This window comes from Virgibacillus alimentarius, from assembly GCF_017874635.1.
GTDB lineage: Bacteria > Bacillota > Bacilli > Bacillales > Amphibacillaceae > Virgibacillus_B > Virgibacillus_B alimentarius.
The window spans coordinates 61,388-82,778 of record NZ_JAGIKX010000005.1; the positions used below are offsets into that span (position 1 = coordinate 61,388).

Genomic DNA, 21,391 nt, shown 5'->3' on the forward strand with positions numbered 1-21,391 from the left:
GAAAAAAGTGCCTGGAATTCTAAAATTGACCAATGATGACCATAAAAGTAAAATATATGAAATGGATTTGGAATTTACAAATAGTCTATAAGATGCGTAATGGTAAGTTTAAAGCCTTATTATAAAGATAATTAACATAGAAGGATGTTGAATAAAATTGAAAAAAGATCATCAAGTAACTCCACTATATACAAAGTTAAAGCAATATGCTGCGGCAGCCCCAATTTCCTTTCATGTCCCTGGACATAAGAACGGCCTCATCTTTCCAAAGCGTGCAGACCGCTTTTTTGGTTCAATTTTGCCCATTGATGTAACGGAGATAACAGGAATGGATGATTTACATGCCCCGAAGGAAGTAATTGCTGAAGCGGAAAGTTTAGCAGCTGATTACTTTGGATCAATGCGAAGTTTTTTTCTCATTGGTGGAAGCACAGTTGGTAATCTAGCAATGATTTTGGCTGTATGCGTTACGGGAGACAAAATCATTGTACAGCGGAACTGTCATAAATCGATTATGAATGGACTGGAATTAGCTAATGCTGATCCTATTTTTATAACACCTGATTATGATGAAGCGGTGAATCGTTATACTAGTCCCAGCCCGGCAACATTAAAACAGGCCTTAGAGGAACATAAAGATGCCAAAGCTGTTGTATTAACCTATCCCGATTACTTTGGCAGAACATACGCGATAAAGGAAATGATTGAACTGGCACATACCTATCAGATACCTGTATTAGTTGATGAAGCACATGGAGTTCATTTTTCTTTAGGAATTCACCCATTTCCACATTCAGCACTGAAGTTCGGTGCAGATGCTGTAGTACACTCCGCCCACAAAACATTACCAGCAATGACGATGACTTCTTACTTACATATAAACTCATCATTCGTTGCGGAAGAAAAGGTTGCCCATTTCTTGCAAATATTGCAATCTAGCAGCCCATCCTACCCATTAATGGCATCACTAGATATTGCCAGATCATTTTTGGCAACCCTGACTTCCAAAAGCGTATCAGATGTTTTAACTAGTGTGAAACAAGTCAGACAAGTTATGGCATCACTAAATGCATGCGTCGTTCTTCCAATTTCAGAAAAAGATGACCCCTTAAAGATTACGTTATCTATGAAAAAAGGAATTTCTTCTGCTTTGGTCGCAAGTCTTTTTGAAAAAAATGGGGTTTTTCCTGAACTCGTCACACATAATCAACTTTTATTCATTCATGGATTAGCTCCTTTTCATAGATTAAGTGAGCTTAAAAAAGCAGTAACAAGCATAAATGATGAATTAAAAATTAAAACAAATCATGCTACAATAGATATGAAAGAGTTATTTTCAAATAAAGTGCATAAATTAGCTTTGACTTATCCAAAAATGAGTCAACAGACTTCTGTACTAACCCTTCTAGATAATGCAAAAGGAAAAATAGCAGCAGAGGCAGTGATCCCATATCCGCCAGGCATTCCTTTCATTCTTAAAGGGGAAGAAATAACTGAGACACACATACAAATGATTAAACAATTAATCAAGCAAGGTGTTACTTTTCAGCACTGTGATATAAATAATGGTATAAAGGTTTATAATAAAGGAGAAGAAGATACGTGAACGGATATTTTATAACATTTGAGGGTGTAGAAGGTGCTGGAAAAACGACAGTTATCCATTCAATACATCACAAATTATCTGACATGGGCTACGATGTACTTGAGACAAGGGAGCCGGGTGGTATTGAAATCTCGGAAAAGGTGAGAGAAATCATCCTAGACCCTCTTCATACAGAAATGGATGCACGTACAGAAGCACTGTTATACGCTGCTGCGCGAAGACAGCATTTAGTTGAAAAAATACTGCCAGCATTAGACCAAGGGAAAATCGTTCTCTGTGACAGATTTATCGATAGCAGTCTCGCTTATCAAGGGTATGCCCGAGGTCTAGGAATGGATGAAGTATTTGGAATTAATCAGTTTGCTATTTTAGATTGTATGCCGAGTTTAACTTTATTTTTTGATATTGAACCAAAAAAGGGATTGCAACGCATTAGTTTGAATAAAGATAGAGAGAGGAATCGTTTAGATTTGGAAAAAGTTCATTTTCATGAGCAAGTTTATGAGGCTTATGAAATACTTTGTAAACGCTATTCAAACCGTATCCAAAAAGTTGATGCAAACCGAGATGTAGAACAAGTTGAAATAGACACGCTGGAAAAAATCATTTCTCATTTGCAAGCAAAGTAAAAAAGGAGGTAAAGAAAGTGAAGTTAATTATTGCTGTTGTTCAAGATAAGGATTCTAATCGTCTGACAGATGCCTTAGGAAGTGAAAATTTTCAAACGACAAAGCTAGCTACCACGGGTGGATTTTTGAAGGAAGGAAATACAACATTAATGATTGGCTGCGGGGATGATTATGTGGATGATGCATTATCCATTATCCGTGACAATTGCTCTCAGCGTGAGCAAATGGTTGCACCTATTTCACCAATGGGTGGCAATGCAGATTCCTATATCCCAAAACCTGTTAAAGTAGAGCTTGGCGGTGCAACCGTATTTATCCTGCCAATCGAGTCATTTTATCAGTTTTAAGCATAAGTCGAAAAGAATGCTGACAACTCTGTTCGTTTACAAAATGCCATTAATTAAAGGGGCTGGCCTATGAAAATTAGTCAGGAAATGCGCTCACAAATCGAAACGACATTTAATCGAACTGCGGGAAAAAGCAAACAAGGGTTTGACAGGATGGTTCAGTCCCAAACACATCAGTTAAGACAACAGGCCATTGAGCAATTAATAAGAGATATTACCCATCAAGGGGAGAAGCTTGCGCATTTTAGGTCATTTAAAGACTTAGTAAAGTTTAAGCATATGATTAAAGATTTATTGCAAGAAACAGTTTCCAATGGACTTGATATAAAAAAGTCTTATCGTTTTAACTACGGGGGACAAAACCATGAATTATCGATTATAAAAGAAGTTGATGAAAAATTAATAGCATTAACAGAGGAAATGATGAATCACGAAAAAAAGTCAGTAGACCTGCTTGGTATGATCGGTGAAATAAAAGGTTTACTGGTTAATTTATATATGTAATAAATGAAGGATGAACTGGGATGAAAACATGGTCTGAGGTTATGGAAATTCAACCTTTAGCAAGTAAAATTATTACAAATAGTATAAAGAAAGATCGTATTTCTCACGCCTATTTAGTTCAAGGTGAACGTGGCACCGGAAAAGAAGCCATTGCTCTATTGCTGGCAAAAGTACTGTTTTGTGAGAATTTAAGAGACGCTGACCCTTGCCACATATGCAGTAATTGTAAGCGTATTGATTCCGGAAATCATCCAGATGTTCACTGGATTGAGCCCGATGGGCAGTCGATAAAAATTGAACAAATCAGAAACCTGCAGAAAGAGTTTATTTATTCAGGAGTTGAATCAACGCAAAAAGTATATATTATAAAAGGCGCTGATACGTTGACAGCAAATGCTGCAAATCGTATTTTAAAATTCCTGGAGGAACCGAGTAAAAAAACAACAGCAATGATGCTGACAGATAATAGTCAATCCATCCTTCCAACGATAAGGTCTCGTTGCCAAGTAATAGACTTGCGCCCACTTAATCCTAGATTATTCCAACAGCAGCTTACCGAATCAGGAATGTCCGAGGCAAATGCGATTTTAATGAGTGCTTTAACGAATAATTTAAATGATGCGTTTACATGGATTGAAGATGAGTGGTTTGCAGAGTCCAGAAAGATAATGGTACAATTAATAGACATGTTTTCAACTAAGCCTGATGATGTTTACTTATTTATTCATCAGCATTGGATTCCACATTTTAAAGATCGAAAGCAGCAAGAACAAGGATTTGATTTACTGCTTTTAGCTTTTAAGGATATTTTGTACGCACAAATTGGAAGAGAGGACTCCATGGTAGTGTTTACTACGGACGATGAAAGTCTTCAACGAACAACAAGGTATTTTTCGCAGGAAAAACTTCACCATATTTTAAATGCGATCTTGCAGGCAAAACGGAATTTGAAGCAAAATGTTCATCCAACTTTAGTGATGGAACAATTAACACTTCAAATATAGAGGTGATAAAGGATTGATTAAGGTTATTGGTGTCCGCTTTAAAAAAGCGGGTAAAATATATTACTTTGATCCAGCTGAACACAACGTATCCAAAAATAGTTACGTTATTGTAGAAACAGTGCGCGGAATTGAATTTGGAAAAGTTGTGCTTACAGATAAACTGGTAGACGAGGAAGATGTTGTACTCCCTCTTAAGCAAGTTATTCGTATTGCTACTGAAGAAGATAAACAGACTGTTTTTGAAAATCAGAAGCAAGCGGAAAAGGCCTTTCAGACGTGTACCGATAAAATAAAAGAACATAATCTCGATATGCGATTAGTTGAGGCAGAATATACATTTGATCGAAATAAGGTTATTTTTTATTTTACAGCAGATGGTCGTGTTGATTTTCGTAACTTAGTTAAAAATCTGGCAGCCTTATTTAAGACGCGTATTGAACTGCGTCAGATAGGGGTTCGCGATGAGGCGAAAATGCTTGGTGGGATTGGACCATGTGGTAGAATGCTATGCTGTTCCACCTTTTTGGGGGATTTTGAGCCTGTTTCTATTAAAATGGCAAAGGATCAAAATCTATCGCTTAATCCAGCAAAAATATCTGGTTTATGTGGCCGCTTAATGTGTTGCTTGAAATATGAAAATGATGATTATGAAAAAGCAAAACGTGAATTGCCTGATATCGGGGAAAGCATTAAAGTCCCATTTGGAGATGGAAAAGTAGTAGGCCTAAACATTCTTGAAAAACTCGTGCAAATCGAAATTCCAGACAAAGAACGGGTAATTGAATACACACTGGATGAATTAATCGATGAAGGAATTATTTCAGCACAAGCCACAGAATAGTGGGGTGTAAATAGCGTGAATAAAAGGCAAATCTTTGATCAGGTATCAGATATGGAAAAACAAATAGGCGAGTTATATGAGCAATTAGGTGATTTAAAAGGAAAGCTAGCAGAGATGTTGGAGGAAAATCATCGCCTTGCTATGGAGAACCATCATTTACGCAATCGTCTAGATAGCAATATAGAACAAGAGGAAAGCAGTAAGCAAAAAAAGAAAGCCGAGGTACCAGGTGAAGGGTACGACAACTTGGCTAGAATATACGAAGAGGGATTTCATATATGTAATATTCATTTTGGGAGTCCCAGACAAGATGAGGATTGTTTATTCTGTCTTGAATTTTTAAATAAAGCTAAATAAAATGATGGTGAGCTGTTTCAATGTCTTTCATAGGACAAGGGAACAGCTTTTCTTCCATTTGGTAATGCATAAGAAAGGATTCGACTATGGTACAGTTATTTGATGATGAACGTTTGGATTATTTATTAGCAGATGAGAGCATGCAAATTATTCAAAGTCCTTCTGCTTTTTCCTTTTCGCTTGATGCTGTTTTATTAGCTCATTTTACATATGTTCCTATTAAAAAAGGAAAGATACTTGATTTATGTTCGGGAAATGGAGTTATTCCGCTTTTGTTATCAAAAAGATCATATGCTCAGATAACCGGTGTTGAAATCCAGCAGCGTTTATTTGATATGGCACAAAGAAGTGTACGACTTAATCAGTTAGAAGGACAAATAAAAATGATTCACGGTGATTTAAGATATATGCAGCCTGAACTTGGGCAGAGCAGTTATGATGTAGTAACATGTAATCCCCCCTATTTCCCAACACCATCAAAAACAGAGCATAATAAAAATGAATATTTAACGATAGCCAGACATGAGGTCTTCTGTACGTTAGAAGAAGTTGTAAAGGCATGTAAACTTTATGTGCGTCCAGGAGGTAAAGTAGCGATGGTACATAGACCAGGCAGACTTATTGATATTTTAACGTTATTTCGTGCTTATAAACTCGAACCAAAGCGAATGCAGCTTGTCTACCCTAAAAAAGGGAAAGAAGCAAATATGTTATTAGTGGAAGGGATTCGGGATGGAAAAGCGAATTTAAGTCTTTTGCCACCACTCATCATTTATAATGAAGATAATACGTATACAAAAGAAGCTGAGGATATTATTTATGGAAAATGAGAAACATATTGTTTATATTTTAAAGTGTAAAGATAATACATTATATACTGGCTATACAAATCATTTAGAAAACCGACTGAAAATGCATACGGAAGGAAAAGGTGCCAAGTATACACGCGGGCGAGGGCCATTCCAAGTAATGTTTATAGAAAAATTCCCAACAAAAGAAGAAGCAATGCAAAATGAATACAAAATAAAAAAGCTTTCTCGTCAGGAAAAACTTCAATTAATTGAGGACAAGGTGAAAGAGTGATAAATCATGCAGATACAAAAAAGCTTTGATACACAGAACGTAGAAGGGACTTTATATGTTGTACCAACTCCAATTGGAAATCTGGAGGATATTACATATAGAGCATTAAAGACACTCCGGACAGTTGCGGTTATCGCGGCAGAAGATACGAGGAATACAAAAAATTTACTGCGCCATTTTGAAATTAAAACTTCGTTAATCAGCTACCATGAACATAACAAGAATGAGCGAAATAAACAATTACTGAATCGATTGAAGCAGGGAGAGTCAATTGCAATTGTAAGTGATGCTGGTATGCCGGCTATTTCTGATCCTGGTTTTGAATTAGTGCAAGCAACTATAGAAGCAAATCATTCTGTTGTAGTCTTACCTGGGGCAAGTGCTGCCCTATGTGCATTAGTTGGCTCAGGATTACCAACCACTGAATTTTTATTCTATGGTTTTTTACCCAGAAAGAAAAAACAAAAAGAGAAAGAATTGCAACGACTGAAATTTTTACCAGCTACATTGCTTTTTTACGAATCACCATACCGTTTAAAGGGGACATTAAATGTTCTTTATCATCAGTTTGGTAACCGACAATTGGCTGTTGCGCGCGAATTAACGAAAAAATTTGAAGAATATAGTCGTGGTACACTGGAAGAAGTGATAAGTTGGGCTGATAAACAAGAACTTAAAGGTGAATTTTGTCTCGTTGTAGAGGGGTGCAATAATGAGGAGGAACAAGTAGAAGTTTTATGGTGGGGTCATTTGTCCGTAAAAGCTCATGTAGAAGAATACATGGAAAGCGATAATATTTCCAGTAAGGAAGCGATTAAAAAGGTTGCTACTGATCGAAATATAGGGAAACGTGAGGTATACAAAATATATCATATTGAATAAAGTAAAAGGGATTAACGTGGTTTTCCAAGCGTTGATCCCCCTTTAGTATTTTAAAATTTTCACATCGTATTGATCTATTGAAGAAGTTTTCTTCAAAAACTAACGCTCTATTTTTTGTTGCAGTTTTTTTATTTCTTTTACTAAATTTTCTGCTCCCTCAGGACTAAGTACTAGTTTGCCATTAGCTAAAGTCATGTTGTTTTCAGAGGTATTTCCCGTAATTTGACAAGTCATGTTTGGTGTGTATTTCTTTAAAATAATTCTGTCATGATCCACATATATTTCCATTGCATCTTTTTCGTGGATATCAAGTGTACGACGTAATTCCATTGGAATGACGACTCGACCTAATTCGTCAACTTTCCGTACAATTCCAGTCGATTTAATATTTATCTCCCCCTCAAAAGATTAAGGTGGGAATAGACCCACCTTTACCAATTTTAATAGAAATATTCGACATAAGCTTATGACATATAGTACCAACGTTTGATATATGTGTCAATGCCTTTTATTAAATATTAAAACAAATTAGAAAATTGTTTGTCACCCAGTTTAGGTAGAAAAGGAAACGAATATGGCAATGCTATGTACCGGTAATTTAATGATTATTAACCGTACATGATAAGATAATGGAAATCTTATGCTAAAATAGCTACAATAGAATTAGCTTTTATTTGTTAGGTATGTCATTGGAAGCGGAAAGAGGAGGTAAAACATGTCAGACGAAAGAAACACATTTTATATTACCACCCCTATTTATTATCCAAGTGGTAATTTACATATTGGACACGCATACTCTACCATTGCTGGGGATGCCATTGCCAGGTATAAACGTATGCGTGGTTTTGATGTTTATTATCTGACCGGAACAGATGAGCATGGTCAGAAAATACAACGAAAGGCAACAGAAAAAGGCGTAAGTCCGCAAGAATATGTCGATAATATGATTATTGGCATTCAGGACCTATGGAAAAAATTAGAAATATCTAATGATGATTTTATACGGACAACAGAAGAACGTCATAAAAAAATAGTGCAGCAGATATTTGACCAATTTGTAAAACAAGGTGATATTTATTTAGATCAGTATGAGGGATGGTACTGTACATCTTGCGAATCATTTTTTACAGAAAGACAATTAGATGATGGGCATTGCCCAGATTGCGGCGGCCCGGTTGAAAAGGTAAAAGAAGAATCATATTTCTTTAAAATGAGTAAATACGTGGATCAGCTTATTCAGTATTATGACGAAAATCCAGAATTTATCCAACCGGAAAGCCGAAAAAATGAAATGCTTAATAACTTTATCAAACCAGGTCTAGAGGATTTAGCAGTGTCTAGGACAACTTTTGACTGGGGCATTAAAATACCGGGAGATCCTAAACATGTCATTTATGTTTGGATTGATGCATTAAGTAATTACATTACAGCACTAGGCTATGGATCTGATAATGATGAGAAATTCAAAAAATACTGGCCAGCGGATGTTCACTTAATGAGTAAGGAAATTGTGCGTTTCCATACCATTTATTGGCCAATTATGTTAATGGCATTAGACCTGCCACTACCTAAAAAAATATTTGCACATGGCTGGATTTTAATGAAAGATGGAAAAATGTCCAAATCGAAAGGAAATGTTGTTGACCCAATTCAGCTGACAGATCGATATGGACTTGATGCATTGCGTTACTATTTATTGCGTGAAGTACCATTTGGGTCTGACGGTGTATTTACCCCGGAAGGTTTTGTGGAGCGGACAAATTATGATTTGGCAAATGATCTAGGTAATCTATTGAATCGTACGGTAGCAATGATTAAAAAATACTTTGATGGCGAAATTCCTGCTTATAAGGAAGCTGAAACAGATATTGATCAATCCCTTGAGACTTTTGCAAAAGAAACAGTCGGTAAGGTGGAAGAAGCGTTAGAAAATATGAAATTTTCTGTAGCACTCTCATCCCTGTGGCAATTGATCAGTCGAACGAATAAATATATTGACGAAACAGAGCCATGGATACTTGCAAAAGATGAAAGCAAGAAAGAGCGTTTAGGAAACGTGATGGCTCATCTGACTGAATCACTAAGAATTATTGGCGTAATGCTTCGTCCATTCTTAACGGAAACTCCGATAGAGATCTTCAGACAATTGGGTATCGAAGAGGATTCCCTCAAGGAATGGAATAGTATATACAAGCTTGGACAAATGAAAGTAGGGACGTGTGTACAGAAAGGAAAACCGATATTTCCGCGTTTGGATGTAGAAAAGGAAGTTCAAGCCATTAAAGATATGATGAAGAAGCCAGGACAGGAAAAACAAAAGAAATCGGAAGAAGAAAAACAATTAATCGATTATGAAGCCTTTATGAAGCTGGATATGCGTGTAGCCGAAATACTAGAGGCAGAGAAAATGAAAAAAGCAGATAAACTCATCAGACTGCAGCTTGATATTGGGGATGAAAAACGACAAGTAATCTCAGGAATTGCTGAGCACTACAAGCCGGAAGATCTAGTTGGCAAAAAGGTGATCTGTGTAACCAATTTAAAACCTGTCAAACTACGCGGCGCACGATCAGAAGGAATGATTCTGTCTGGTGAAGATGAAAATGGAAAACTGGTACTCACCACAGTGGAAGAATCACTGCCGAATGGATCTGTTGTAAAGTAAGGAGCGAGGATAGCGTGTTATTTGATACACATGTACATTTAAATGCAGACCAATTTAATGAAGATAAAGAGGAAGTTATCAACCGGGCATTTGATTCGGGAGTAAAGCATATGGTTGTTGTTGGTTTTGATCGCAAGACGATTCCACTAGCTCTTGAAATTGCTGAGCAGTATGAGACGATTTACGCTGCTGTAGGCTGGCATCCTGTTGACGCAATTGATATGACGGAAGAAGATTTAGCTTGGATAGAGTCTTTATCAGAACACCCTAAAGTTATCGCACTTGGTGAAATGGGTTTGGATTATCATTGGGATAAGTCGCCAAAAGATGTACAAAAGGAAGTGTTTCGTAGGCAGATCAGGCTTGCTAAAAAAGTGAATATGCCGATTATTATTCATAATCGGGAAGCAACTGAGGATATCATTGAAGTTTTAAGTGAAGAAAATGCCGGTGAGATTGGCGGCATTATGCATTGTTACAATGACTCAGCAGAATATGTGCAAACATTTCTTGACATGAACTTTTATATCTCACTTGGCGGGCCTGTCACATTTAAAAATGCCCCGCTACCTAAAGAGGTAGCAGTTCAAGTGCCGCTTAACCGTTTATTAATTGAAACAGATGCTCCATTTTTAGCACCGCATCCAAATCGTGGAAAAAGAAATGAACCTGCATACGTAAAATTAGTTGCAGAAAAGATCGCACAGTTAAGGGAAATGAGATTTGACGAGTTAGGAAAGATCACAACAGAAAATGCTTTTGAATTGTTTAATTTACACTAAAACGGCAGTTGTTTGCTGTTAACCTTTCGAAATAAAGAAATCGAATTGATGACTGATGAGAATATTACGTTATAATAAATGCTCTTACCATGCTATGATGGTAAGAGCATTTTATTTTTGATCCGGAGGAGTAAATCGTGAAAATTAAAGAAGTAATTGTTGTGGAAGGTCGAGATGACACAGCTAAAGTCCTTCAAGCGGTAGACGCTGATACCATCGAAACAAATGGCTCAGCAATTAATCAATCTATTTTAAAACAAATACAACATGTAAAAGATAAACGTGGTGTTATTATTTTTACAGATCCGGACTATCCTGGAGAACGCATCCGCCGTATCATCGATGAGGCAATTCCGGGCTGTAAGCATGCTTTTTTACCGAGGGAAAAGGCAAGAGCAAAACATCCAAGAAATAATAGTTTAGGAATAGAACATGCACCAGTGGAAGCGATTAGACAGGCACTTTCAGGTGTGTATGAACGAATGGAAAATGAAGATAATGAGATTGATAAAAAGGATTTATTAGCTTATGGATTAATTGGAGGCGCTAATGCAAGCTCGCGAAGGAAGCGAATAGGTGAAATACTGCAAATCGGACATACAAATGGAAAACAGCTTCTCAAGCGGTTAACTATGTTTCAAATTACAAAACTGCAGTTTGAGCAAGCGGTAAGACAAATACTACAGGAGGAAGAGAATGAGGAATAAAAAGTATATTGCTACTCCTACTAGAACAAAGGAAATTCTCAATAAATATACCTTTTCTTTTAAAAAAAGCCTGGGACAAAACTTTTTAGTTGATGTTAATATTCTCGAAAATATTATTGCATGTGCTGGTATTAGTAAGAATTCCGGAGCTATTGAAATCGGACCGGGTATTGGGGCTTTAACAGAGCAATTAGCTGTTCATTCGGAAAAAGTGATTGCGTATGAAGTGGATCAGCGATTATTGCCTATTTTGGATGAAACACTTGTTGGTTATCCGAATACGCAGATTATTCATCAGGATATTTTGAAAGCAGATGTTAAAGCTGCAATCAGCAGCCATTTTCAGCCTGACCAGGATATTCATATTGTCGCTAATTTGCCTTATTATATTACGACGCCTATTCTTATGAAATTGTTGCGGGAGAAACTGCCTGTCTCAAGCATTACCGTGATGATTCAGAAAGAAGTTGCAGATCGTATGGCTGCTAAACCAAATACAAAAAACTATGGTTCCTTAAGTGTTGCCGTACAATATTATACAAATGCTAAGGTTGCCATGCATGTTCCTAAGACAGTATTTATTCCACAGCCAAACGTTGACTCAGGGGTTTTAAAACTTACGATTCGAAAAGAGCCTCCTGTTCAAGTGGCTGATGAAGCATTTTTCTTTACAATCGTCCAGGCATGCTTTGCCCAGAGAAGGAAAACATTACGTAATAACTTATCAAATTATTTTAAAGAGAGTTATCATAAAGAACAAATTAATGAAATACTAGAAAAAGCTCAAATTGACGGTTCAAGACGTGGTGAATCACTTTCCATGCAGGAATTTGCAACCTTGGCCAATACATTTTGAAAGTAAAGAGATTGAGACATGTGTAGTGACTTTAATTTTATCAGAAGGTGTCCTTTTTGTTTACAAACAAGCATATTAAAGCCCTTTTCATATCTAGTTGACTGGAACGAAAGGCAGGCGGCTGACTCCCTCAGAGAAAGTTGATGTAACAACGTTTAGAGGTGTTTTAAGTTTCTAAAAAAATATTTTTTTGTTTAGTTCATCGGAATGCTTATCCATTGAATCCCATATTAGGAATAAAAAGGAAATAAAGGGTTCGCTTCGCGGTATTAGTTTGGTAAAAACTAACATTTACTCGATATTTGATGCACGTTCTATCTCTGCTCATTTATGAGGACGTACCCTCCCATGTCTCTTGGCGTCATGCGCTTACATTCCTTCGTTCGGTCTCATCATAAGGCAGAGGCCGGCATCAAGGCATATTATGAAAAAAAGCTCTTAGAAGGCAAACATTATAATGTGGTGTTAAGCCATGTAGCGAAGAAATTAATTAGAGTCATATTCCATTTCATACGGACAGGCGAATTATATAAAGAAGTTGTTTATACGTAATATTTTGACCGTTATAAAATACTAAAGTTTAACAAAAATACACAGCTTGATGATTAATTTTAAAATCATTAACCATCAAGCTTATTTGCCATGTCCAAATTCCCTATAAAAATAGTATTAAATTTTGTCGCTAGCACTATTGACTTTATATAGTTAGTCTCTCTATTTAGGTTGGAAATGAGTAATCAAAAGAATAATAAGGCACAATATGGGTTATTTATACATAGTCTAAGTTTAGAGGTGCTTTCACTTTAATGAAGGCTGTGAGGTGGCTTTATGAGCTTTATAACAGGAGAACTAGTGACACGTAAATCCTATCAGCATGACTTATTATTCCGTATTGAGTCTTTAGGAAATGATTTTGCCATTCTACATGGAGAAGATATTCGTTTGGAAGCTGATGCACCTATCGATGATTTAGTTCATGTAAAAGAAAGGGATTTAGAAAAAAGACGGAAAAAGGGAAAGGAACAAGAAGAATTTTCTTATCGTCTTTTTCGGCAAGATTATCAATTAATGAAAGAAAAGCGCGATTATCAATCAACGGGTGGCTATCAACATACGACAAGGTATTTTCAATTACCTGCAAAAGTACTTCATATAGATGGAGATCAAACTTACCTGAGAAAATGTGTAGAGCTATATCAACGTATTGGATTGCAAGTTCATGGTGTTCATATCAATGAAAAGGAAATGCCGTTTAAAATTGGTGAATTGGTTAGAAAGATCCAGCCCAATATTATTGTTATTACTGGTCACGATGCTTATTCAAAAAACAAAGGCTCAAAAAGTGACCTTCAGGCTTATCGCCATTCCAAATATTTTGCTGAAACCATTCGAGGAGCAAGGGAAATTATACCAAACTTAGATCAACTTGTTATCTTTGCAGGTGCCTGTCAATCTCATTTTGAATCATTAATCCGAGCGGGTGCAAATTTTGCCAGTTCTCCGTTTAGAATAAACATACACGCATTAGACCCAGTTTATATAGCAGCTAAGATTGCATATACATCATTTATGGATAAAGTCAGTGTATGGGATGTATTGAGAAATACGCTAACGGGAGAAAAAGGAATGGGTGGAGTTGAAACCAGAGGTCTGCTTCGAACAGGTATGCCCTATATGGAAAATGAGCAATAGATTAAATACATTGTGAAGAGGACGATTACGGTTATATGTCCTCTTCCTGTCATTTAAAGAATTATTTTACATAATTTATGAAGATAATGAAACAATAATACAAGGAAGTGAAAATATTTATATTTACTAGTTGACAACTAAAATGAAGTATTGTTATAATATAAGGCTTATTTGACAATCAAACAAGCTTATGTTATACTCTATACAGTGAGGTGGAGGATAGTGAAAACATTAGTCGAAATTAAGCAAGGTCTTGAAGGTCAAATTGGGCAGAGATTAAAGTTAACTGCCAATGGAGGAAGAAGGAAAACGATTTGCCGGTCAGGTATATTAACTGAAACGTATCCTTCGGTTTTCGTGGTTGAGTTAGACCAAGAAGAAAATGCATTCGAACGTGTTTCATATAGCTATGCAGATGTCCTGACGGAAACGGTAGAATTAAGTTTTTTAGATGACGAAACCCAAGTACAATCAATATAAGGCGGAATAATGCTTCTGCTTCTATTGAGGTTTCCTGATGATCGAATCACTATATAAGTAAAACAAGCATAAGACCAATACTCTACTGTAGAGTATTTGAACTTATGCTTGTTTTTTTCAAAAAATGCCTTTTCTGTATATATTTAACGCGACTAGAAAGATAAGAAAAACCATAAGCTACGAATGTCGTATAAACTGTTAACAGAAAGGGGCTGTTCTTTCATGGCTAGACAAAGAGGTATCATGTCAGATCAAATGAAAGAGGAAATTGCTAAGGAGTTAGGTTTTTACGACACTGTTCAAAAAGAGGGATGGGGCGGAATAAAAGCAAGGGATGCAGGAAATATGGTAAAACGGGCTCTTGAAATAGCTGAGCAAAGTATGCAACAAAAGAACAATCCCTAATTGGATTAGGCTTGCAGGGAATATCTCTGCAAGCCTTATTATTTTCTATTGTAAATTAATTTTCAAAAAACCATAAAATACAGCATAAAAGCTGTATATACTTATTTGTTGTCCATCACATGACACATGCAGTCGCCTCCCGTTTTCTAATATGTTACAATCTGTTTAGATTTATAAAGTGGGTGACGGAATGGTTCTTTTTGAAAGAGCGCCAGCAAAAATTAACTTATCATTAGATATTTTAGGTAAGCGCGATGACGGTTACCATGAGGTTGAAATGATTATGACAACAATCGATCTATCTGACCGTATCGAATTACATCCATTAGATCAAGATCGTATTGACGTCTCTTTAGAAAGCAGATATGTGCCAAATGATGAACGAAATTTAGCTTTTAAGGCTGCTCAAATTTTTAAAACAATGTACAACATTGAAAAAGGCGTACATATTAAAATTGAAAAAAGTATACCGGTTTCGGCTGGTCTTGGTGGTGGAAGCAGTGATGCAGCTGCTGTATTACGTGGTTTAAATCGACTGTGGTCGATGAACATTCCAACGGAGGAATTAGCAGCACTCGGGGCGCATATTGGTTCTGATGTGCCGTTTTGTGTACATAATTCTACTGCGATAGCCAAAGGGCGGGGGGAACGTATTGAGAAATTACCTTCTCCACCTTCTTGTTGGGTTATTTTAGCTAAGCCTAACATTGGGGTCTCCACAAGAACAATATTTCAAAGATTTGATATGAGTTGCATCACACACCCAAGCACATCTGAAATTATAAGCGCCTTGGAAGAAAAAAATTTCATAAAACTTTGTAATAACCTGGGAAATGTGCTAGAAAGTGTCACAATTAAATTACATCCAGAGGTACAGCAAATAAAAGATCGCATGAAATATGCGGGTTCTGCAGGTGTTCTGATGAGTGGAAGCGGTCCGACGATATATGGTTTAGTCCAACATGAAAACAAGGCACGGCGAATTTATAATGGACTGCGTGGGTTTTGTGAAGAGGTATATATAGTCCGTATATTAGGTTGATATTTGCCAATACACGCATGTAAATGGTATATTTTAGTATAAATATTCGGATTTTGAGGTGTGGAAATGAAAAGAAGTAACAGAATTGTTGCATTGACAGATTATTTTATAGAAAACCCAAGAGAGCAAATACAATTGCCTTATTTCACTAAAATATATCAAGCCTCCAAATCTTCTATTAGCGAAGATTTGGACATTATCGATTATATGTTTAAACATGAAGGTTTAGGATACTTGCAAAGATCAGCAGGAGCAGCTGGTGGGGTAAAGTATATTCCGTATAATTCGAAAGAGAAAAGTATTCGGTACATTACAGAATTGTGCCACAAATTGGAAGATACAAGCCGTATTCTTCCAGGTGGATACCTTTATATGAGTGATATATTAGGAGACCCTAAGCAAGTTCGGCAAATAGGGCGAATTTTAGCATCTGCCTTTTCGCATTTAGACATTGATGTTGTTGTGACTGTGGCTACGAAAGGAATTCCATTAGCATATGCAGTTGCTTCATTCCTCGGTGTTCCAGTAGTTATTGTGAGACGAGATCCAAAAGTGACGGAAGGTTCTTCGGTAAGTATTAATTATGTGTCGGGCTCTTCCAGAAAAATTCAAACAATGGTATTACCGAAGCGAAGTTTACAAGAAGGCTCCAATGTATGTATTATTGACGATTTCATGAAAGCTGGAGGAACAATTACTGGCATGAAAAGTCTACTTGAGGAATTTAATGCGAATGTCAAAGCGATTGGAGTGCTGGCTGAAGCAGATGATGAAGAAGATGAACGAGTGGTTCGGGAATATACATCATTGGTTAAAATTACAAATGTTGATATGATGCAAAATTATATTGAAGTACACCCTGGGAACTTTGAATCAAACTGTTCCAAAAAATAAAATCTTCCGCACAAATGGGAGATTTTATTTTAATAAAACTGTTTTATGCTTTGGTCGTTTAAGCCACCACAGCCCAAATAGGCTTCGTTTTCCGCGGGTGACCCCTGTTGGCTCCTTCACTCATACCTTGCTCTGAGTGTTCTCATTCTGGCTGCTACTTTCGAAAAAGTCTACGTTTATTTCAACTGTTATTCATAATTTTAAGATGTTAACAACAATTTTTTAGATAACAGTCTTAATTATTAACCTTTTTGTAATTATTTTAAATTTTTTTGAATATCAGGCAGGACTTTTGTATGTTTTGTTGAAATACTTAAATAAGTTAAATAGGGAAAAGGTGGTGACACATCATGGAAGTAACTGACGTAAGATTACGCCGCGTGAATACAGAGGGGAGAATGCGAGCAATTGCATCGATTACGTTTGATCAGGAATTTGTTATCCATGATATCAGGGTGATCGATGGAAACAACGGGCTATTTGTAGCCATGCCATCAAAGAGAACCCCAGACGGTGAATTTAGAGACATTGCACACCCAATTAACTCGAAAACACGTGCAAAAATTCAGGATGCTGTACTGGAAGAATATCACCGTGCAGGGGAAGCAGAAGTAGAATATGAAGAAGCTGGGGTTTCCTAATATGTAAATTACAAGAGGTCTAATCATTTATTGATTGGACTTTTTTTATTCAAAAAGGCAAGTTATTTTTCCATTAAAAACATTGTATTCTGTTGACAGATCTATTGAAATCGAATTCTTTTTGAGATATATTCATTATGGATAAATGGAATGGAGGTTTCCTCATGACAAAACGTTATGCTGTCATTCTTGCAGCAGGGCAAGGAACTAGAATGAAGTCAAAACTATACAAAGTGCTTCATCCTGTATTAGGTCGTCCAATGGTACAGCATGTTATCACACATTTAAAATCCATCCAATTAGATGAAGTTGTGACAGTTGTTGGATACGGTGCAGATAAGGTTACTGAACATCTTAGAGATGAAAGTAAATTTGTGGTTCAGGAGGAGCAATTAGGAACTGGCCATGCTGTACTTAAGGCTGAAGACTTATTAAAAGATAAAGAAGGAACAACAATTGTGGTATGTGGAGATACACCGTTAATTACAGAAGAAACATATAAAGAACTCTTTAACTATCATGAAAGAAATGAAACAAAAGCAACGATTTTAACCGCAAAAGCTCCTAATCCAAAGGGGTATGGACGAGTTATTCGTAACGGACAAAATGAAGTTGAACGTATCGTTGAACATAAAGATGCAGATGATAAGGAACGAAGTGTTGATGAAATAAATACTGGTACATATTGTTTTGATAATAAAGCTTTATTTGATGCATTAAAAGAAGTATCAAATGATAATGCGCAAGGCGAGTATTATTTGCCAGATGTTATTGGTATTTTAAGGGAAAAAGGTGAAAAAATAAGTGCATTTTTAACACCGAATTTTGAAGAAACGCTGGGTGTCAACGATCGTGTAGCACTAGCACAAGCAGAAAAGGTAATGAAACAGCGTATCAATGAAAAACATATGCGAAATGGTGTAACAATTAAAGATATGGATAACACTTATATTGAACCTAATGTTAAAATAGAACAAGATGTAATCATTTATCCTGGTTCGATTTTAAGTGGGGATACAACGATTAAAGCAGGTGCACAAATTGGCCCGTACACAGAGGTTATTAATTGTGTGGTGGGGAAAGATACCGCTGTCAGACAAAGTGTCCTCGAAGACAGTCAAATAGGAGATCACGTAAAAATTGGTCCATATGCTCATATTAGACCAGACTCAAATATTCGCGATGAAGTTAAAGTAGGAAATTTTGTAGAGATCAAAAAGTCAACCATCGATCAAAATAGTAAAATTCCTCATTTAAGTTATATCGGAGATGCGGTGATTGGACGTAGAGTAAATATGGGATGTGGTACAATTACTGTAAACTATGATGGTAATAAAAAACATGTAACTACCATTGAAGATGATGCGTTCGTTGGTTGTAATGCTAATTTAATTGCCCCTTTAACTGTTGGAAAAGCTTCTTATATAGCTGCAGGATCAACAATTACATCAGACGTACCTAATGAAGCCTTATCTATCGCTAGATCGAGACAAACGGATAAAGAAGGCTATACAAAACAAAGAAAAAAAGAAAAAAAGGATTAATGGAGGTTTTTTTAATGACATCTGACTACAAGGATCCATCATTAAAAGTATTTACGTTGAATTCAAACCGTAAATTAGCAGAGGAAATTGCAAATCATATTGGGACCCCTTTAGGAAAGTGCAGTGTTTCAACATTTAGTGATGGAGAAGTACAAATTAATATTGAGGAAAGTGTTAGGGGTTGTGATGTATATGTAGTGCAATCCACAAGTTTGCCAGTCAACCAGCATTTGATGGAACTGCTTATCATGATCGATGCATTAAAACGTGCCTCATCTAAATCGATAAACATTGTAATGCCTTACTATGGATACGCACGTCAAGATCGTAAATCACGCTCGAGGGAACCAATAACCGCAAAACTAGTGGCAGATTTATTAGAAACAGCCGGAGCTAACCGAGTTATTACACTTGATTTGCACGCACCACAAATTCAGGGCTTTTTCGATATGCCAATTGACCACTTACAAGGTGTACCAATACTTTCGGATTACTTTGAGGCGAAAGGCTTGGATGACGTCGTAGTAGTTTCTCCAGATCACGGCGGAGTAACGCGCGCACGAAGAATGGCAGACTATCTGAAGGCACCTATTGGTATTATTGATAAAAGAAGGCCACGCCCAAATGTTGCTGAAGTGATGAATATCGTAGGTAACATTGAAGGGAAAACAGCAATTTTAATTGATGATATTATTGATACAGCAGGTACAATCACGCTTGCCGCTGATGCATTAATCGAAAATGGGGCAAAGGAAGTCTATGCTTGTTGTACACACCCTGTTTTATCAGGACCTGCGCTGGAACGCATTGATAACTCACAAATAAAGGAACTTGTTGTTACGAATTCGATTCCGATTTCAAATGAACAGATGAGTGATAAAATCAAATCTTTATCCGTAGCTCCGCTTATTGGTGAAGCGATTATCCGGGTCCATGAATTAAAATCTGTAAGTATCTTATTTGACTAGATATGTATTTTACTTCAAAATAGTTGTTATATCGATTAAAAATGAGATAATAGTATATAATGTATGGATAGAAAATTATACAAGATTAAACAACATAAATAGATGAAACGAAGTTGTTAAAAAATTGGAGGATGATTAGCATGGCAGTAAAATTAAAAGCAATTTTACGTAATGATCTTAAAAATTCAACAACAAAACAATATCGTGAAAGTGGAAATGTTCCAGGTGTTGTTTACGGGAAAGGCAAGGAAACGAAAGCAATTACAGTAAATACGATTGACTTAGTAAAAACAGTTCGTGAAGAAGGAAGAAACGCAATTATCACCCTTGATATTGAAAATGGTGAATCTGCTGATGTAATGCTTCATGATTATCAAATGGATCCCCTTAAAGATGAAGTGATGCATGTTGACTTCTACGTTGTAGACATGTCTGAAGAAATGGATGTTGAGGTACCATTGCGTATAGAAGGAGAAGCAATTGGAACAAAAGAAGGCGGTGTATTACAACAGCCACTATATGTTCTGCAAGTACGTGCTAAACCTAACGACATTCCTGAAGAAATTACTGTTGATGTATCAGAATTAAATATTGGTGACACAATCGCAATTGCTGATTTGCCAAGCTCTGAAAAATATGAGTTTCTTGAAGAAGAAGATACCGCTATTGTTAATGTGTTAGCACCTGATACTGGAAGTGAAGAAGACGAAGATGCAGACGGTGAGAGTGCTGAACCAGAATTAGTGGGTGCAGAGTCCAAAGAGGAAGAACAATAATTTTTCTTCTAACTATATAATTTAGATATGTAGCCCCTCCTTTAAGAACGTTGATCATGTCTATTCTTATTAGGAGGGATTATTGTATTTTTACCTAAATATTATTAAAAAGGACGAATGGAAATGAAGTGTATTGTTGGGCTAGGCAACCCGGGAAAAAAATATCATCATACCAGACATAACATAGGTTTTATGGTAATAGATGAATTGTTATCCCGTCACCATTGGAGTCTAAATAAATCTAAATTTAACGGGAAATATGCGTTAGAACATGATTTAGGTGAAAAAATAATTTTTCTCAAGCCGCAAACATATATGAATCTGTCTGGAGAATGTCTGTATCCATTAATGAAATATTATCATATCGATATCGACGATATTCTTGTGATTTATGATGATTTGGATTTGCCAGTAGGGAAAATCCGCCTGCGGCAAAAAGGCGGACATGGAGGTCATAATGGAATCAGGTCAATCATTGACCATTTAGGAACAAAAGATTTTAAACGAATTCGTATTGGTGTAGGACGACCAACTAATTCGATGCCTATCGTTGATTATGTTCTCAGTACGTTCCCTAAGGCCAAGCAAGAAGACGTACATGAAAGTATTAAGAAATCCGCAGATGCCTGTGAAGCATGGCTGAAAGCCCCTTTTAACGAGGTGATGAATGAATTTAATCATTAGAT

24 protein-coding genes and 1 pseudogene are annotated in these 21,391 nt (G+C 36.5%); 24 read left to right on the forward strand and 1 reads right to left on the reverse strand.

Annotation, left to right across the window (positions count from 1 at the left end):
• Positions 1-157 precede the first annotated feature (157 nt).
• The 10 genes and pseudogenes from J2Z81_RS05240 to rsmI all read left to right on the forward strand — a co-directional run bounded on the left by J2Z81_RS05240 (position 158) and on the right by rsmI (position 7,253).
• A complete protein-coding gene (locus J2Z81_RS05240; protein WP_029270786.1) occupies positions 158-1,606 on the forward strand; it encodes an aminotransferase class I/II-fold pyridoxal phosphate-dependent enzyme in 1,449 nt (482 codons plus the stop codon).
• A pseudogene (tmk, locus tag J2Z81_RS05245) lies at positions 1,603-2,284 on the forward strand (dTMP kinase). The gene J2Z81_RS05240 and the pseudogene tmk overlap by 4 nt, the downstream one beginning before the upstream one ends.
• Positions 2,253-2,582 carry a cyclic-di-AMP receptor gene (locus J2Z81_RS05250; protein WP_029270788.1) on the forward strand — a complete coding sequence of 110 codons (330 nt, stop codon included), beginning with the start codon at positions 2,253-2,255 and terminating at the stop codon, positions 2,580-2,582. The pseudogene tmk and the gene J2Z81_RS05250 overlap by 32 nt, the downstream one beginning before the upstream one ends.
• 69 nt (positions 2,583-2,651) lie before the next feature.
• Complete coding sequence (locus J2Z81_RS05255) at positions 2,652-3,086, forward strand: YaaR family protein (protein WP_029270790.1); 435 nt, start codon at positions 2,652-2,654, stop codon at positions 3,084-3,086.
• Positions 3,087-3,106: 20 nt separating this feature from the next.
• Positions 3,107-4,090, forward strand: coding sequence for a DNA polymerase III subunit delta' (gene holB, locus J2Z81_RS05260; protein ID WP_029270792.1), 984 nt, complete (start codon positions 3,107-3,109; stop codon positions 4,088-4,090).
• 13 nt (positions 4,091-4,103) lie between these two features.
• On the forward strand, positions 4,104-4,931 hold the full coding sequence (locus J2Z81_RS05265; RefSeq protein WP_226370865.1) for a PSP1 domain-containing protein: 828 nt from the start codon (positions 4,104-4,106) through the stop codon (positions 4,929-4,931).
• Between the two features lie 15 nt (positions 4,932-4,946).
• Positions 4,947-5,288, forward strand: a complete 342-nt coding sequence (gene yabA / locus J2Z81_RS05270; protein WP_029268084.1) for a DNA replication initiation control protein YabA — start codon at positions 4,947-4,949, stop codon at positions 5,286-5,288.
• Between the two features lie 86 nt (positions 5,289-5,374).
• Positions 5,375-6,118 (forward strand): tRNA1(Val) (adenine(37)-N6)-methyltransferase, encoded by a 744-nt coding sequence (locus J2Z81_RS05275; protein ID WP_029268086.1) that lies wholly within the window; start codon positions 5,375-5,377, stop codon positions 6,116-6,118.
• Entirely contained in the window at positions 6,108-6,371 is a 264-nt protein-coding gene (locus tag J2Z81_RS05280; RefSeq protein ID WP_029268088.1) for a GIY-YIG nuclease family protein, read from the forward strand. Before J2Z81_RS05275 ends, J2Z81_RS05280 begins: the two co-directional genes overlap by 11 nt.
• A gap of 6 nt (positions 6,372-6,377) precedes the next feature.
• The gene (rsmI, locus tag J2Z81_RS05285; protein ID WP_029268090.1) at positions 6,378-7,253 is read left to right on the forward strand and encodes a 16S rRNA (cytidine(1402)-2'-O)-methyltransferase; all 876 of its coding nucleotides are present in this window, start codon (positions 6,378-6,380) and stop codon (positions 7,251-7,253) included.
• A gap of 99 nt (positions 7,254-7,352) precedes the next feature.
• Here the strand turns inward: rsmI and J2Z81_RS05290 are convergent, their stop codons facing one another.
• Complete coding sequence (locus J2Z81_RS05290; protein ID WP_029268092.1) at positions 7,353-7,640, reverse strand: AbrB/MazE/SpoVT family DNA-binding domain-containing protein; 288 nt, start codon at positions 7,638-7,640, stop codon at positions 7,353-7,355.
• Between the two features lie 328 nt (positions 7,641-7,968).
• Here J2Z81_RS05290 and metG point away from each other — a divergent pair, with 328 nt between their 5' ends.
• From metG to pth, 14 genes are all read left to right on the forward strand, one after another.
• Positions 7,969-9,918, forward strand: coding sequence for a methionine--tRNA ligase (gene metG, locus J2Z81_RS05295; RefSeq protein ID WP_029268094.1), 1,950 nt, complete (start codon positions 7,969-7,971; stop codon positions 9,916-9,918).
• A 14-nt stretch (positions 9,919-9,932) separates the two neighbouring features.
• On the forward strand, positions 9,933-10,700 hold the full coding sequence (locus J2Z81_RS05300; RefSeq protein ID WP_226370866.1) for a TatD family hydrolase: 768 nt from the start codon (positions 9,933-9,935) through the stop codon (positions 10,698-10,700).
• A gap of 137 nt (positions 10,701-10,837) precedes the next feature.
• Positions 10,838-11,407: a ribonuclease M5 gene (gene rnmV / locus J2Z81_RS05305; protein WP_029268098.1), complete on the forward strand. Its 570-nt coding sequence runs from the start codon at positions 10,838-10,840 to the stop codon at positions 11,405-11,407.
• A complete protein-coding gene (gene rsmA / locus J2Z81_RS05310; protein ID WP_226370867.1) occupies positions 11,397-12,263 on the forward strand; it encodes a 16S rRNA (adenine(1518)-N(6)/adenine(1519)-N(6))-dimethyltransferase RsmA in 867 nt (288 codons plus the stop codon). Before rnmV ends, rsmA begins: the two co-directional genes overlap by 11 nt.
• A gap of 828 nt (positions 12,264-13,091) precedes the next feature.
• Entirely contained in the window at positions 13,092-13,955 is an 864-nt protein-coding gene (gene yabG / locus J2Z81_RS05315; protein WP_029268272.1) for a sporulation peptidase YabG, read from the forward strand.
• A gap of 219 nt (positions 13,956-14,174) precedes the next feature.
• On the forward strand, positions 14,175-14,435 hold the full coding sequence (gene veg, locus J2Z81_RS05320) for a biofilm formation stimulator Veg (protein WP_029268273.1): 261 nt from the start codon (positions 14,175-14,177) through the stop codon (positions 14,433-14,435).
• 222 nt (positions 14,436-14,657) lie between these two features.
• Complete coding sequence (locus J2Z81_RS05325; RefSeq protein ID WP_226370868.1) at positions 14,658-14,840, forward strand: small, acid-soluble spore protein, alpha/beta type; 183 nt, start codon at positions 14,658-14,660, stop codon at positions 14,838-14,840.
• Positions 14,841-15,030: 190 nt separating this feature from the next.
• Complete coding sequence (gene ispE / locus J2Z81_RS05330) at positions 15,031-15,882, forward strand: 4-(cytidine 5'-diphospho)-2-C-methyl-D-erythritol kinase (protein ID WP_029268275.1); 852 nt, start codon at positions 15,031-15,033, stop codon at positions 15,880-15,882.
• A 66-nt stretch (positions 15,883-15,948) separates the two neighbouring features.
• Complete coding sequence (gene purR, locus J2Z81_RS05335; protein ID WP_029268280.1) at positions 15,949-16,776, forward strand: pur operon repressor; 828 nt, start codon at positions 15,949-15,951, stop codon at positions 16,774-16,776.
• A gap of 350 nt (positions 16,777-17,126) precedes the next feature.
• Positions 17,127-17,417 (forward strand): septation regulator SpoVG, encoded by a 291-nt coding sequence (gene spoVG, locus J2Z81_RS05340; protein WP_029268282.1) that lies wholly within the window; start codon positions 17,127-17,129, stop codon positions 17,415-17,417.
• Between the two features lie 164 nt (positions 17,418-17,581).
• A complete protein-coding gene (glmU, locus tag J2Z81_RS05345) occupies positions 17,582-18,961 on the forward strand; it encodes a bifunctional UDP-N-acetylglucosamine diphosphorylase/glucosamine-1-phosphate N-acetyltransferase GlmU (RefSeq protein ID WP_029268283.1) in 1,380 nt (459 codons plus the stop codon).
• Between the two features lie 14 nt (positions 18,962-18,975).
• On the forward strand, positions 18,976-19,929 hold the full coding sequence (locus J2Z81_RS05350; protein ID WP_029268284.1) for a ribose-phosphate diphosphokinase: 954 nt from the start codon (positions 18,976-18,978) through the stop codon (positions 19,927-19,929).
• A gap of 140 nt (positions 19,930-20,069) precedes the next feature.
• Positions 20,070-20,705, forward strand: coding sequence for a 50S ribosomal protein L25/general stress protein Ctc (locus J2Z81_RS05355; RefSeq protein WP_029268286.1), 636 nt, complete (start codon positions 20,070-20,072; stop codon positions 20,703-20,705).
• A 123-nt stretch (positions 20,706-20,828) separates the two neighbouring features.
• A complete protein-coding gene (gene pth, locus J2Z81_RS05360; RefSeq protein ID WP_029268288.1) occupies positions 20,829-21,389 on the forward strand; it encodes an aminoacyl-tRNA hydrolase in 561 nt (186 codons plus the stop codon).
• Positions 21,390-21,391 lie beyond the last annotated feature (2 nt).

Coding starts and splice junctions, on each gene's coding strand:
- J2Z81_RS05255 (WP_029270790.1), top strand. CDS start 2,652: ATGAAAATTAGTCAGGAAATGCGCTCACAAATCGAAACGACATTTAAT.
- holB (WP_029270792.1), top strand. CDS start 3,107: ATGAAAACATGGTCTGAGGTTATGGAAATTCAACCTTTAGCAAGTAAA.
- J2Z81_RS05275 (WP_029268086.1), top strand. CDS start 5,375: ATGGTACAGTTATTTGATGATGAACGTTTGGATTATTTATTAGCAGAT.
- J2Z81_RS05280 (WP_029268088.1), top strand. CDS start 6,108: ATGGAAAATGAGAAACATATTGTTTATATTTTAAAGTGTAAAGATAAT.
- rsmI (WP_029268090.1), top strand. CDS start 6,378: ATGCAGATACAAAAAAGCTTTGATACACAGAACGTAGAAGGGACTTTA.
- metG (WP_029268094.1), top strand. CDS start 7,969: ATGTCAGACGAAAGAAACACATTTTATATTACCACCCCTATTTATTAT.
- rsmA (WP_226370867.1), top strand. CDS start 11,397: ATGAGGAATAAAAAGTATATTGCTACTCCTACTAGAACAAAGGAAATT.
- yabG (WP_029268272.1), top strand. CDS start 13,092: ATGAGCTTTATAACAGGAGAACTAGTGACACGTAAATCCTATCAGCAT.
- J2Z81_RS05325 (WP_226370868.1), top strand. CDS start 14,658: ATGGCTAGACAAAGAGGTATCATGTCAGATCAAATGAAAGAGGAAATT.
- ispE (WP_029268275.1), top strand. CDS start 15,031: ATGGTTCTTTTTGAAAGAGCGCCAGCAAAAATTAACTTATCATTAGAT.
- purR (WP_029268280.1), top strand. CDS start 15,949: ATGAAAAGAAGTAACAGAATTGTTGCATTGACAGATTATTTTATAGAA.
- spoVG (WP_029268282.1), top strand. CDS start 17,127: ATGGAAGTAACTGACGTAAGATTACGCCGCGTGAATACAGAGGGGAGA.
- glmU (WP_029268283.1), top strand. CDS start 17,582: ATGACAAAACGTTATGCTGTCATTCTTGCAGCAGGGCAAGGAACTAGA.
- J2Z81_RS05350 (WP_029268284.1), top strand. CDS start 18,976: ATGACATCTGACTACAAGGATCCATCATTAAAAGTATTTACGTTGAAT.
- J2Z81_RS05355 (WP_029268286.1), top strand. CDS start 20,070: ATGGCAGTAAAATTAAAAGCAATTTTACGTAATGATCTTAAAAATTCA.
- pth (WP_029268288.1), top strand. CDS start 20,829: ATGAAGTGTATTGTTGGGCTAGGCAACCCGGGAAAAAAATATCATCAT.